13 protein-coding genes are annotated in these 13,220 nt (G+C 40.9%); 1 reads left to right on the top strand and 12 read right to left on the bottom strand.

The genetic code is table 11. From position 1 onward, the window contains the following. Positions 1-2: 2 nt before the first annotated feature. The 10 genes from AC503W_RS06185 to AC503W_RS06140 form a co-directional block, all read right to left on the bottom strand. Entirely contained in the window at positions 3-1,061 is a 1,059-nt protein-coding gene (locus AC503W_RS06185) for a phosphotransferase family protein (RefSeq protein ID WP_402867941.1), read from the bottom strand. 30 nt (positions 1,062-1,091) lie between these two features. After that, complete coding sequence (locus tag AC503W_RS06180; protein WP_402867940.1) at positions 1,092-1,493, bottom strand: acyl-CoA thioesterase; 402 nt, start codon at positions 1,491-1,493, stop codon at positions 1,092-1,094. 17 nt (positions 1,494-1,510) lie between these two features. Then, positions 1,511-2,290, bottom strand: a complete 780-nt coding sequence (locus AC503W_RS06175) for an enoyl-CoA hydratase/isomerase family protein (RefSeq protein WP_407408052.1) — start codon at positions 2,288-2,290, stop codon at positions 1,511-1,513. Continuing rightward, positions 2,287-3,174: a 3-hydroxyacyl-CoA dehydrogenase family protein gene (locus AC503W_RS06170; RefSeq protein WP_402956082.1), complete on the bottom strand. Its 888-nt coding sequence runs from the start codon at positions 3,172-3,174 to the stop codon at positions 2,287-2,289. The genes AC503W_RS06175 and AC503W_RS06170 overlap by 4 nt, the downstream gene beginning before the upstream one ends. A gap of 26 nt (positions 3,175-3,200) precedes the next feature. Further along, a complete protein-coding gene (locus AC503W_RS06165; protein WP_407408055.1) occupies positions 3,201-3,764 on the bottom strand; it encodes a TetR/AcrR family transcriptional regulator in 564 nt (187 codons plus the stop codon). A gap of 74 nt (positions 3,765-3,838) precedes the next feature. Beyond that, positions 3,839-5,449, bottom strand: coding sequence for a long-chain-fatty-acid--CoA ligase (locus AC503W_RS06160; RefSeq protein WP_407408057.1), 1,611 nt, complete (start codon positions 5,447-5,449; stop codon positions 3,839-3,841). A 33-nt stretch (positions 5,450-5,482) separates the two neighbouring features. Beyond that, a complete protein-coding gene (locus tag AC503W_RS06155) occupies positions 5,483-6,256 on the bottom strand; it encodes an SDR family oxidoreductase (RefSeq protein ID WP_407408058.1) in 774 nt (257 codons plus the stop codon). Continuing rightward, on the bottom strand, positions 6,253-7,422 hold the full coding sequence (locus AC503W_RS06150; protein ID WP_494917282.1) for an acyl-CoA dehydrogenase family protein: 1,170 nt from the start codon (positions 7,420-7,422) through the stop codon (positions 6,253-6,255). Before AC503W_RS06150 ends, AC503W_RS06155 begins: the two co-directional genes overlap by 4 nt. A 141-nt stretch (positions 7,423-7,563) precedes the next feature. Then, positions 7,564-8,901, bottom strand: a complete 1,338-nt coding sequence (locus tag AC503W_RS06145) for an ATP-binding protein (RefSeq protein WP_403079840.1) — start codon at positions 8,899-8,901, stop codon at positions 7,564-7,566. Positions 8,902-9,072: 171 nt separating this feature from the next. Beyond that, entirely contained in the window at positions 9,073-10,425 is a 1,353-nt protein-coding gene (locus AC503W_RS06140; protein WP_402956074.1) for a TrkH family potassium uptake protein, read from the bottom strand. Between the two features lie 226 nt (positions 10,426-10,651). On the opposite strand from AC503W_RS06140, the gene AC503W_RS06135 reads away from it, so the two are divergent. Then, a complete protein-coding gene (locus AC503W_RS06135; RefSeq protein ID WP_402867932.1) occupies positions 10,652-10,849 on the top strand; it encodes an alpha/beta-type small acid-soluble spore protein in 198 nt (65 codons plus the stop codon). Positions 10,850-10,897: 48 nt separating this feature from the next. Here the strand turns inward: AC503W_RS06135 and AC503W_RS06130 are convergent, their stop codons facing one another. Further along, entirely contained in the window at positions 10,898-12,190 is a 1,293-nt protein-coding gene (locus AC503W_RS06130; RefSeq protein ID WP_494916431.1) for an anti-sigma factor domain-containing protein, read from the bottom strand. After that, positions 12,187-12,930 (bottom strand): RNA polymerase sigma factor SigI, encoded by a 744-nt coding sequence (sigI, locus tag AC503W_RS06125; RefSeq protein WP_402867930.1) that lies wholly within the window; start codon positions 12,928-12,930, stop codon positions 12,187-12,189. Before sigI ends, AC503W_RS06130 begins: the two co-directional genes overlap by 4 nt. Positions 12,931-13,220 lie beyond the last annotated feature (290 nt).

Raw genomic sequence — 13,220 nt, 5'->3', positions numbered from 1 at the left:
AATCAGGCTTCCTTTGCGGCTACGTGGGCAGCATGAGTAATTAAACTTTTCACCATTTTCCCCAATGAAGAAAAGCGTATATCCTTGGTCTGCCCCAATTCATACCGATAATAGATTTGCTGAAGAATCACAGCTAACTTGAAATAGCCAAATGTCAAATAATAATCGATGGTAGAAACGTCTCTACCGCTTCTCACAGCATAGGCTTCGATAAATTCATTCCTTGATAAAAAACCATCCATAGTAGTAAGCGATGCTTGGCCCAAACCGGATTTGACCATTTCTGGGTCGCCACTTTCCGTCCAATAGCTTAAGGCAACGCCTAAATCAGCCAGCGGATCACCGACCGTCGACATTTCCCAATCAAAAAGACCGACCATCTCGCTTAAATTCTGGTTGAACATCGCATTATTGATCTTAAAGTCATAGTGAATGATCGAGGTTTGACTATAACGCGGCATATTCTTTTGTAAATAAGCAACGAGCGGTCCCACTTCCTTGATTTCATCCGTCTTTGCCCGTTCATATCTGGAAATCCACCCGTGTACCTGTCTCTCCATAAATCCATCAGGCTTTGAAATTTGAGCTAATCCCGTCTTTTCATATGGAATGGAATGAAGATCCGCAAGCTGATCCACCATAATAGTGGATAGTTGACGGCACTTTTCCACAGTCGGGACAATATCTTTAGGAAACTTGGAATCTATTACTATTCCATGTTTTCTTTCCATTAGAAAAAAAGGGGAGCCCACAACCGAGACATCATCCGAAAACAGGATGGGTTCAGGCGCTGCTTGAAAATACGGATGGATGGAAGAAAGAATATGGTACTCCCGTTTCATATCATGGGCTTTTGGAGCGACCGGACCAAGTGGAGGTCTCCTCAATACTGCTTCCCACTCACCGACTTTAAGTTGATAGGTCAAATTGGAATATCCTGTCGAGAACTGTTGCACTTCCAATGGATCATTTGGCAAATCCACTATCTTTTCCTGGAGGAATGCCTCTAGTCTTTTAACACCGAGCTCCTCCCCTGAACGAACAGGAATGGTATCATCCATCGTTCCCTTCACCCCTCGTACTTTAGTAAACTAGCTATGGACAATATGCGAGACTAATCTTTCTTTAATCGTTTCAGGAATGGGTTCGCTTTTTTGTTCCCCGAAATTAAAGCAAACCAATATCGCCGTTCCTTTTGCGATGGTCTCTCCCGTTTGCGAACAAATAATATCATGGCTCATCTCACAGCTTTTCGTCCCTACCTTAGTCAAATAAGTTCGAACGGATAAGAGTTGGTTAAAGTACCCTTGGGTAATAAAATCGCATTTTGTCGAAGCAAGTAAGAAATTCCAGTCTTCGATATTCGAGGCCAATCCCAGCGCTTCAAAGAATTTCATCCGGGCCTCTTCAAGATAAATAAAATAGCTGGTGTTATTGATATGTCCCAATGCATCCGTTTCAGAAAAACGCACGTTTACATTTAGTTCATGCATAATATACCTCCTAATTTTTAGCGATGGGAGAACGCGGGTTTCCGCTTTTCCAAAAATGCTGCAACTCCTTCTTTCACATCTTCCGTTTGAAAGATTTCCTCAAAAAGATTCGTTTCAAGCTCCAACCCTTGTTCAAGTGTCGATTCGCTCCCTTCATCGATGGCCTTCTTAATCCTTGATAGGGCCTGTAATGAATGCCTCGTCATTCGGGATGCCAACTTTTTAGACTCGTTTAATGCGCTTCCCTCATCCACGACTTTATTGACGAGCCCAATTTTTTCTGCTTCCTGAGCAGAAAGTGGATCTCCAGTAAAGATCATTTCCTTTGCTTTAGCATTTCCTACAAGTCTCGACAAACGCTGCGTGCCCCCAGCTCCTGGAAATAACCCTAATTTCACTTCCGGTAAACCGATTTGCACGCCTACTTCGGCCACGCGCAAATCACAAGCCAGTGCCAATTCACATCCACCCCCTAAAGTCATTCCATTCAAAACAGCGATGGTCGGTTTAGGAAATTGGTCAATCTGAGTTAAAACCCCATGGCTTTCTCTTACCGTCTCCTTCATATTTGGATTGCCCATCATTTGTGGGAATTCTTTTATGTCCGCACCTGCGGCAAACGCCATATCTCCAGACCCGGTAATGAGCACGGCAACAATTTCATTATCATCTTTAAGTTGTGTGAAAACTTCGGACAACCCTTGAAATACCTGTCTGCTGATCACATTCAACGGCGGATTATCAATTGTCACAATCGCAAGCTGATTTTCTTTTTCCACTCTCACTAAGTTTGTCATACATTCTTCACTCCTTGATTTGTATAGTCGTACCAGCCTTTTCCAGTTTTCCTTCCTAAATTACCTTGTTTCACCTTTTCCTCTATACAGGCATTAGGTTTATCTTCTGGATTACCTGTTTCTTTATAACGTTGCTGCATAACGTAGTAACCCACATCAATACCAGACAAATCCATCAATTCAAATGGGCCAATGGGGTGACTTAAAGCTTTACGGCAAATCAAATCGATGTCCTTATAATCCGCTATCCCTTCTTCATATAAATAAAGGGCTTCCCGTTGCAACGCCCCCAATATGCGATTTGCGACGAACCCGGAAATTTCCTTGCGTAGTAAAATGCCTGTCCGATTCATTTTCTCCGTGACTTCTAATGCAAGCTTCGCTGTTTCTTCGGATGTTTGATCACTCATGACCACTTCCACGCAATCCATGACAAGAGGCGGGAAAAAGAAATGCATATTGATGAACTTATCCGGACGGTTCGTCACCCCGGAAAGTAAACTATTCACGATAGTCGAACTATTTGTCGCAAAAATGGTGTTTGCCGGTGCAAATTGCTCTAGCTTAGCGAAGACTTCCTGCTTCACTTCAATTTTTTCGACTACTGCCTCAATAATCAAATCGGCATTGCTGGCGGCTTTATTCAAATCGGTCGTAAATTGAAGACGGGTGAAGGCTGCCAATCTACTGTCTTCACTCAGCTTTCCTTTTTGCACCCATTTATTCATGATTGCCTCTAACTTTTCCTTTGCCGATTGCAAAGCAGTGTCCTGGACATCCTGTAATACCGTATTGAATCCGCCTAGGGCAGCAAGCATCGCAATTTGATGTCCCATCTGTCCTGCCCCGATTACCGATATCGACTGTATCTTATTGGTCGACATTGAGTCACCCTCCCTTTTTAACTCGTTTATTCATTAATTCCATGTAAAATCATTTCCATGAATATTTCGGCTACTTCCCGATCTGTCTTTTTTCCATCAGGGTCGAACCATTGATAACTCCAATTGACCACACCCAAAATGGCAAATGAGATAATAGAGGTATCAAGAGTAGAACGGAATTCCCCCCGTTTGCCCCCCTCTATCAACAATCCTTCTATTTTATTGCGGAATTCATCCCGCTTCGGAAGGATTTGATCCAATTTATCTTTGCTGAGGTTTTTCATTTCGCGGAAAAAGATGGTTGCACTCGACTTTTTGGACTTGATGCTTTTTAAAAGCATATAAACCATATCGAACAGCTTATCCTTACATCCTTTACTAGTATCCTGAAGAATCGTTTCCTGCCCAGTTAGCAGTTCATTGATATAAGCGAGATGAATATCCATCAGTAGCTGTTCTTTACTTGTAAAGTAATAATAAAACGTTCCTTTTGTCACCCCTACCGATTCGACAATATCCTGAATGGACGTTTCGCTGAAGCCTTTCTGTTCGAATAAGCGTATGCCATGTTCCGTCATTTTATCTTTCATGTGTGTAATCCCCGCATTCTGTTAAACTATCAGTTGAATTGATACCATAGGCTTTCGTACAATCATGCCTCTTCTTATTTCCTAGTCATTTCTTCTCTTAAAGCGCGCCTTAAAATCTTCCCGACATTTGTTTTTGGAAGTGCATCTCGAAATTCAACTAATTGAGGGACTTTATAAGCCGATAAGTTTTTCCGGCAATAATCGATGATTTCCTGTTCGCTGGTTTCCTGGTTACTTTTAAGAACAAGTACCGCTTTTACGCTTTCTCCCCTATACGCATCTGGAACTCCGATTACCACCGCTTCCTGGACGGCTGGATGCTCATAAAGTACCTCTTCCACATCACGCGGATAAATGTTATATCCGCTAGCAATGATTAAATCCTTTTTCCGATCTACAATATAGAGATATCCATCCTCATCCACTTTGGCGATGTCCCCCGTATAAAGCCATCCATCTCTCAATGTGACCGCTGTCTCCTCCGGCATGTTCCAGTACCCTTTCATCACTTGTGGGCCTTTAACCACCAGTTCTCCCAATTCTCCTGGTGATACTTCACTCAATCCCTCCCCCAGGTCCACTACTTTATAATCCGTCGATGGGAAACCAATCCCCACGCTCCCTGGCTTTCTTTCAGCAAACGCCGGATTGCAATGTGTGGTTGGGGATGCTTCCGAAAGTCCATATCCTTCCAATATCTTCGCACCTGATTTCCTCTCGAATTCACGAAGCAACTCAACGGGCATCGGTGCACTGCCACTATTACAAAGGTGTATAGAATCCATGCCGTATTCTTCGGCTTTAGGATGATTCGTCAAAGCGACGTACATTGTCGGTACACCTGGAAAAGTAGTTGGCTGTTCACGCTTGATTGTTTCAAGTACTTCTTCTATTTCAAAACGAGGGAGCATAATCGAATCCCCCGCAGTATAAATGGACAAATTCATTGCAGACTGCATCCCAAACACATGGAAAAGCGGGATGACCGTCAACGTTCGTTCCCTTCCCATTTTTAACTCATGTTTAAAAAATTCATAAGACTGAATGACATTGGCCAAAATGTTGCGATGCGTCAGCATGGCACCCTTGGATCGTCCCGTTGTTCCTCCTGTATATTGAAGGACGGCTATATCATTTACAGAATCAAATGAAACAGGGATTATGTTACCGTCACCCGTTTTCAAAAACTGGTCAAAAGCAACATCGGGTTGAAAATCTGCTTCAGATGTCTGGAGACTGACTACAATGACATTTTTCACATTCCCATTAGGCTGTACGCTCTTCACTTTTGGATACAATCCATCTAAAACGACAATGGTCTCGGCTCCCGAATCCTGTAGAATTTGCTGAAGCTCCCTTTCGACCAACATTGGATTGACTTGGGTAATGATTGCTCCTGCCGTCAAGGCCCCATAATAGGCGATAACGTATTGAGGACAGTTAGGTAGCATGAGGGCAACTCGATCACCCTTTTGCACTCCCTTTTTTTGAAGGGCGGAAGCAAAAGCCTGTGATGCAAAGAAGAGCTCTTTGTACGAAATCTTTCTCCCATAAAAGGTGATCGCTGTGTTGCTTGGATAAGACTCAAATGCCTTTTGGAGGATCTGTTGCACCGGGACTTCAGGGACTTCAATTTCCTTCAAGATTGAATCAGGATAAACGGACAGCCATCTTTTATTATTCATTACATACCCTCCAGCCATTTTTGATTCTATTTTCTACATGACATGAGAACCGCCATCAACAATCAGGATATTGCCCGTCACATAATCTGAAGCTTTTGAGGCGAGGTATACAGCAGCACCCTTCAAGTCATCCTCGTTGCCTAATCTTTTGAGCGGAGTGGAATCGAGAATAGGACTTTCCCCTTTAGCTAGCACGCCTTTCGTCATGGTTGTGGGAAAGAAACCCGGGGCTATCGCATTTATGTTGATATTATGTTGACCCCATTTAGCGGCTAAATCTTTTGTCAAGGTTATGACCGCTCCCTTGCTCGTATTATAGCCAACGGCATCCAGTATGTTTGGATTCGTACCGCCCAGACCGGCAACCGAGGCGATGTTTATGATTTTTCCATATCCCTGCTCAATCATGATCCTGCCAACAGTCTGGCACATGATAAAGGTACCCGTTACATTCACATTCATCACTTTGTTCCAGGCCTCAAGGGGCATGTCGATGGCCGATGCTCCCCAGGATGCACCGCTATTATTCACCAAGATATCGATGGAGCCAAATTTCCGGACCGTTTCATTCACGACTTCTTGTACGTCGGCAGGATTTGTGATATCGCATTTAAAGGAAAGCGCCTTTACGCCAAGTTCCTCCATGCGGGCTGCAACTTCATCACATGCGGCCTTCTTTCTTGAACACAGGACGACATTGGCCCCAGCCTCGGCAAAACCGGTCGCTATCTGTTCGCCCAATCCCCTTCCACCGCCAGTAATTATCGCCGTCTTTCCAGTTAAGTCGAATAACTCGGTTATTTTCATATTTTCACCTCATCCTTTTGATACTTACGAAGTTCGATTTTAGCCACCTGTTGACGGTGTACCTCATCTGGGCCATCCGCTAGCCGCAATGTTCTAGCATTGGCCCAATGGGCAGCAAGCGGGAAGTCACCTGAAACCCCTGCAGCACCAAAGCCTTGGATTGCACGGTCTATCACCTTCAATACCATATTGGGAGCTACTACCTTTATCATGGCTATTTCAGCTTTCGCTTCTTTATTTCCAACAGTATCCATCATATAAGCAGCTTTTAAAGTCAAAAGTCTGGCTTGTTCAATTTCAATCCTCGAATCGGCCACCCACTCCATGATCACCCCCTGTTTCGACAAAGGCTTACCGAATGCTACACGTTCTTGTATACGCTTACATAATTCTTCAAGTGCTCTTTCAGCTGCACCGATTAGCCTCATGCAGTGATGGATCCTGCCAGGTCCGAGTCTTCCTTGAGCAATGGCAAATCCTTTCCCTTCACCCCAGAGGATGTTTTCAGAAGGGACCCTGACATTAGTAAATGTGATTTCAGCATGTCCATGTGGAGCATGGTCATAACCAAAAACAGAAAGCATACGTTCAATTTTGACGCCGGGTGTATCTAGCGGCACCAGAATCATCGATTGCTGCTCATGTTTGGGTGCTTCGGCATTGGTCTTACCCATGACAATTGCAATTTTACACCTCGGATCTCCAGCCCCAGATGACCACCACTTTCGACCATTGATGACGTATTCATCACCTTCCCTTACAATTCTGCATTCAATATTAGTTGCATCGGAAGAGGCCACTTCAGGCTCAGTCATCGAAAAACAAGACCTTATTTCCCCGGCAAGCAAGGGTTTAAGCCAGCGTTCTTTATGCTCATCCGTTCCATAACGAACCAAAACTTCCATATTTCCCGTATCCGGTGCATTACAGTTGAATATTTCGGGTCCTATCATGGATCTTCCCATGATTTCACAAAGTGGTGCATATTTAAGATTGGTTAAACCTGCTCCGTGTTCACTATCAGGTAAAAACAAATTCCAAAGTCCAGCTTCCTTCGCTTTACCCGTCAATTCAGATAAAATGGGCGGTATGGCACTCCAGCGACTGTTTTGTTTTTCTAATTCCTTTTGATAGACGGCCTCATTTGGATAGACATGTTGTTCCATGAAACCGATTAACTTTTTTTCTAAGTCCTTCACTTTTTGAGTGTGTTCGAAATTCACATTCATTCCTCCCTTTTACTAACTAACTGGTCGGTATGTTCATTATTTTCCATTATATTATTATTTTTACAATATTTTCAATAATTAAATTTTATTTTCTGAAAATTGATTCATTATTTTAAAAGGTACCTCCTTTTTTTCACTGGTTTTGCAGGTAGGAAAGATACAAACAATTTTCGTTCCTTTTGCTCTCTCACTTGTTATGAACACTTTTCCCCCATGATTTTCAATGATCTTGAAACATACAGAAAGACCTAACCCCGTACCTGACGATTTCGTCGTGAAGAATGGTTCGCCAATTTTTTGAATCGAGTGTTCTGGTATTCCCTCCCCTTCGTCCAATATGCCTATTGAAACCTCGTGATCCTTTTCTTGAATATTGACAAAAATGTTACCACCATTCGCCATGGACTCAATCGCATTTTTTATAAGGTTAATTAGTACCTGCTTGATTTGATTTTCATCACAGTAAATTAAAATCGGGTCTTCATCAAAGTTTTTATGAATTTGGATATTATTAAGAACAGCATTTGTCTCCAACAACGTTAAAACATGATTGCAAATACCGATTAGATTTTTTTCCGAAAATTCAGTTTTACTAGGCTTCGAAAGTAACAATAATTCATTGAGGATTTGCTCGATTCGGCTAATTTCCGAGAAAATGATATCATAATATTCCTGTTTGTTTTCAGACCCATCTTTGATTAATTTTACAAACCCCAAGATGGAAGTCATAGGATTTCGGACTTCATGGGCAATACCAGCTGCAAGTTGGGCAGCTGTGGATAACTTGCTGGAGGTAATGGCTAAATGTTCATTCAGGCTTACAAGTTTTTCTTCTGCATGTTTCCTTTCATTGATTTCCGATAATATGCCCGCCGTCCCAATGAATTCACCACCGTCGTCATAGACTAATTTAACGAACGCTTCTACCCAAGACCCTTCATTATTTCGATTCTTCATTTTAATGTCGACACGGAAATATCGCTTTCCTTCACGGAAGGAATTTGCAAACGCTTTCAAAATGCGATGATAAGATGTCTTATCTATTTCTTTTGAAAAATGGAGACCCAGTGATTCATTGACAGTCCTTCCGCTCATCATTTTCCATGCTGGATTCAAATATTGCCATTTCCCTTTTTCATCCGTTTTAAAAATCACTTCGTTGAAGCTGTTAAGCAACTCTTTAGAGGATTTAGAAATAATGCGATAACGTCCTTCGCTATCTTTCAATAATTCAATGATCCTTTGTTTTTTATCATAGACGGCTCCTAACAACCATGCAACGGCAGCAATAATGGCAAGATAGAATATTCCTACTACAGGGACTTTCCGTGACTCGGCGTAAAGCCAAACTATATAGGGTAGTTGCAATGCGGAAAATAGGGTGGGGACAACCAGTCTGCCAACATAGGTATTCAATCTTACACCTCCCATACTAACAATAAAATTTTTTGTCCGATTCGCTCTGGATTTGGTTATATATGGTAAACAATCTCTTTAAAGTAAAATTCCATAAAATATCTGCAATTCCTGCTATTAACCAAAAAAACCTCTCCAATAACGGAAAGGTTCATCTTTATTATTTAATAATCAGCCAATTATGACACGCTCTTTAGGATAATGGTAGTTCTCTGTAACTTCTTTATGACCGATGATATAGAGGAAGGAGGTAATTCCAACCCGACCAATAAACATAATTATCATAATGACAACTTTGCCCACATTACTCAATTCCGGAGTAATGCCCATCGAAAGACCTACTGAACCGAAAGCGGAACAAACTTCAAAAATGATCTGCATCAAAGTGAAGTTCTCGCTTATAGTCAAAACGAAAATCGCCAGGATACATAGCAAGGAACCCATTATCATGACAGCCGTTGCTTTTCGGGTATCATCAGGATGCACTTCCCTTTTGAATACTTTAATGGACTTTCTCCCCCGCATGAAGTTCCACAAAAAGAGAATCATGATAGCAAGGGTCGTCGTCCGTATGCCACCACCTACAGAACTAGGCGATGCTCCAATAAACATTAGAATGCTCATCAGTAATAAGGTCGGTTCCGAAAACTCGCTAACAATCATCGTGGAAAGGCCACCACTTCTCGTATTCGACGACATGAATAATGAGTAGAAAAGTGATTCATGCCAGCTTTTCCCGTGAAAAAAGCCCTTGATTTCAAGGAGATAGATAAGGATGCTTCCTCCAATGATAAGACCAAAAAAAGTCACCGAGGTGAGCTTTGTAAACAAGGAAAAGTGAAACTTATAACTACGCGAACTATTCGACAAAAACTCTTTTAATTCGATTAAGACCGGAAATCCGATTGCCCCCAGAATCAGGAGGATAATCGTGATAAATTGGACGAAATAATCGCTTTTGAAAGGGATCATGGAAACACCACTAATATCAAAACCAGCATTTGTAGTGGAACTGACCGCTAAAAAGAGTCCATTGACCAAGGCTGCCTTCCAATCTGGATAATAATTCAGGAAGTAAACACCTAAAATAAGAGCTCCAATTAATTCAATTACGACAAAAATCTTTATAATTTGAATCAATAACTTAACAAGACCCGAAAGATTAGTCTGATTCTGGTCAGTCATGATCAGCTGTCTTTCTTTGATCCCAATTTTCTTGCCTAAAATCAACCAAAAAAAAGTTCCAAGTGTCATTATGCCAATTCCGCCAAATTGGAGAACGAACATTAAGATGAAATAGCCCGTGTTACTGAATACCTCAGCTGTATTGACTACGGTTAATCCTGTCACACTTACTGCGCTAACCGCAGTGAAAAGTGCATCCATGAATCCCCATCTCACTCCAGGTTTTAGAGCAACTGGCAAACTAAGCAGTATTGTAGAAACACTGACGGCCATAAAGTAATAACCAACGATAAGTTGGGCTGGCGTTAATTTTGATAATAGCTTTTTAATAGCAACCATGCAGTTTTCCTTTCTTACTCTACGTAATCGATGATTGTTACAAAATCTATCTTAGTGTACTCTTTTTTCGATGATTTTTCCATTACCTTTTAGGAACTGACTTACTTACAACAATAAGGTAGGTTTACCAATAAATTTGACATCCGTCCTATAAGTAAAAACAACCGTTTTACTCATACTATAATTACAGCGGAAAAACCGCTGAACCAATAAGGGGGAAAATAAAATGGCTAATAATAGTAGCAGCAATAAACTTCTTGTGCCTGGAATTGAACAGGCCTTAGATCAAATTAAATATGAAATTGCTTCAGAATTCGGTGTTCAATTGGGTTCAGATACATCAGCCCGAGCAAATGGTTCGGTTGGTGGAGAAATCACAAAACGACTTGTCCAGCAGGCACAATCTCAGCTTAAAGGTCAATAATTAACCTAACTGAATATAATGGATAAGGGCCCAGCTATTAGCTGGGCTCTATTTATGGTGAAAATCGATTTCATTTTTCTTAGGGGAATGTTCACTATTTTGTTTTGTTGCTTTTTCTTTATGGGGTGGTTGTTTCGGTGCTTTTTCCTTTGGCAGTTGCTGCCTTGACGCCTTTTCCTTTTGCGGCTGTGGCTTTGGTGCTTTCACCTTTTGTGGCTTTGGCTTTGCTGCCTTTTCCTTTTGTGGCTTTGGCTTTGCTGCCTTTTCCTTTTGCGGCTGTGGCTTTTGTGCTTTTTCCTTTTGTGGCTGTGGCTTTGGTGCTTTCACCTTTTGTGACTTTGGCTTTTGTGCTTTTTCCTTTTGTGGCTGTGGCCTTGACGCTTTTTCCTTTTGTGGCTTTGGCTTTGATGGCTCCTGCTTTGGTGCTTTTACTTTAGGATTATTCACCTTTTGTTTTTTCTGAGGCGATTCTTCCTTTTTTCTGGTTGACTCTTCTACTGAAGCCCTTAAAGATTTTACCGCTTTTTCCTTTTGCTCGAGCTCTTTATTTTTTTCAGGTATTGTTCCGGCTTCTTTTTTATGTAATTCACGTTTGCTACTATTATTTTCACTGTGTCTTGAATGATTCGCGTTACTTCCCTGTACCGGTTTCCTTGTGTCCCCTTTTTCCTTCTCCTTTTTCTCGAGCTTCTTTTCCACATATTTTCCGGTAGATATCCCCTGCTCCCTTGCGTGTTTGCGGTCACTTTCTGTTGCTGGGATAACTTTCAGCTTTGTTTGGGCGATATTATCCTGAGTTGAGATTTTATTAATTTCTGATTTTAGGTTCTTATCCAGTTCTTTATTCTCATCCAATAAAGTTGTTGAAACCACAATTTGTTTTTTCCCTTTCAAATAACCAAGTTGTTTTGTGGTCTTCACGATACGATTCGTGACCGTTTTAACATTCTTGCCTTTCCAGTTTGAAATTTCCCTAATCACCAACTTCCCATCTCCATTAAGTCCAGTGAGCTTGAGAACCTCCAGTTCATCATTAAGTTCCAATTCAATACTTGGGTTCACATCGATCGTCATATAAGCCGAGACATGGTCAGAAAACAATGACGGAAGGAGGGAAATGAGAATAAGAAAACTGGATGTCAAGCTGAGTACGACGGTTTTCTTTGCTGAAAAATGAAAGGTAGATAAAGAAAAATTAAACGATGGTTTAACAGTCGAAAAGGTAATTTCCTCTCCTACTTTATAGGGCCGGGCTTTCCTTTTAGTTTTTAAGAACTCGCCTTCAGGGGTTAAAAGAGTGACAAAACGTTTATTTATAGAAAGAACAACTCCTTTTTTCATCCATTAATCACCCCTTTAATATACTCGTTCAAGTACAGGAAATCCCCATTCAGTATTATGGCCACAGCAATGATATACTTTCGGTTCCGTTCAATTGTTTTTCGACTCACTTCCACCCTACCCTCTAGCTGCTTAACAGGAAGACGTTTCTTGGTAAACAGGATTTCTTTTAACTCGTCATCTTCCATTAGCATTTTAGCTATCATGATTGCTCCTTTCCTAGCATCAGCATGTTTCGGAGAAACTTCGACAAGATCGTCAAACGACAGACCAAAATCTTTTAATTCATTTATGTAAAGATGAATTTCTTCACTTCTTTTTTCTGATTCCAATTGCTTTTCATATTCTTGTATGGAATTTTTATCATCGAAATAACTTTGGTTTTGGTTATTTTCTTCGTCCACTGCAAGATCCACAGTCATTTCTTTACGTCTTGACTGGCTCCGCAAATAGTCAATAACCCTCCTTTTAACAAGGGTTTCTGCAAATGCCAGTAACGAACTTCCTTTTTCAGGAGAATATTTATCGATTGCTTCATTAAATGCAATCAATCCAATACTGAATTCATCATCTGTTTCATATATGTAACGTCTGCAAACGGATGAGACGGTTTTAGCTATAAAAGGCTTGAATGATTCTATGGTATCATTTCGAAGGCTTAAATCGCCTTGTTGAATTTTCAAGACGGTCGATTCTAAAGAACGCTTTTTTTTGAATGCTGTAAACAACAAACCAAGCATTTGTTCACCTCGCTCCTATTGATGCAAAATAATGCATCAACATCTTAATCTTAAGGGGAGCAAGCCTAAATGACAGTTCCAAAAGACCTATTTTCCGAAAATCACAGATTAAATTTTCGATATAACATGATAAAATGCTTAGTTTTTTCTCGTTTATTACATTAAAGTTACAGTTCAATAAAAAAATCGAAGTTTTCTAATGGTTTCATAGGACATTTGTCATTTTTATTACTTTAATTTAATATTTGACTCTTAAGCATAAATTTCGAAAATAGGATTATTTTTTTGTG

This window comes from Peribacillus suis, from assembly GCF_059384845.1.
This window is presented reverse-complemented; position numbering and strand designations above follow the sequence as displayed.

What these genes read in the sequence shown, in the direction of transcription:
- AC503W_RS06185 (WP_402867941.1), bottom strand. Translation starts at nt 1,061, where the DNA reads ATGGATGATACCATTCCTGTTCGTTCAGGGGAGGAGCTCGGTGTTAAA.
- AC503W_RS06180 (WP_402867940.1), bottom strand. Translation starts at nt 1,493, where the DNA reads ATGCATGAACTAAATGTAAACGTGCGTTTTTCTGAAACGGATGCATTG.
- AC503W_RS06175 (WP_407408052.1), bottom strand. Translation starts at nt 2,290, where the DNA reads ATGACAAACTTAGTGAGAGTGGAAAAAGAAAATCAGCTTGCGATTGTG.
- AC503W_RS06170 (WP_402956082.1), bottom strand. Translation starts at nt 3,174, where the DNA reads ATGTCGACCAATAAGATACAGTCGATATCGGTAATCGGGGCAGGACAG.
- AC503W_RS06165 (WP_407408055.1), bottom strand. Translation starts at nt 3,764, where the DNA reads ATGAAAGATAAAATGACGGAACATGGCATACGCTTATTCGAACAGAAA.
- AC503W_RS06160 (WP_407408057.1), bottom strand. Translation starts at nt 5,449, where the DNA reads ATGAATAATAAAAGATGGCTGTCCGTTTATCCTGATTCAATCTTGAAG.
- AC503W_RS06155 (WP_407408058.1), bottom strand. Translation starts at nt 6,256, where the DNA reads ATGAAAATAACCGAGTTATTCGACTTAACTGGAAAGACGGCGATAATT.
- AC503W_RS06150 (WP_494917282.1), bottom strand. Translation starts at nt 7,422, where the DNA reads ATGGAACAACATGTCTATCCAAATGAGGCCGTCTATCAAAAGGAATTA.
- AC503W_RS06140 (WP_402956074.1), bottom strand. Translation starts at nt 10,425, where the DNA reads ATGGTTGCTATTAAAAAGCTATTATCAAAATTAACGCCAGCCCAACTT.
- AC503W_RS06135 (WP_402867932.1), top strand. Translation starts at nt 10,652, where the DNA reads ATGGCTAATAATAGTAGCAGCAATAAACTTCTTGTGCCTGGAATTGAA.
- AC503W_RS06130 (WP_494916431.1), bottom strand. Translation starts at nt 12,190, where the DNA reads ATGAAAAAAGGAGTTGTTCTTTCTATAAATAAACGTTTTGTCACTCTT.
- sigI (WP_402867930.1), bottom strand. Translation starts at nt 12,930, where the DNA reads ATGCTTGGTTTGTTGTTTACAGCATTCAAAAAAAAGCGTTCTTTAGAA.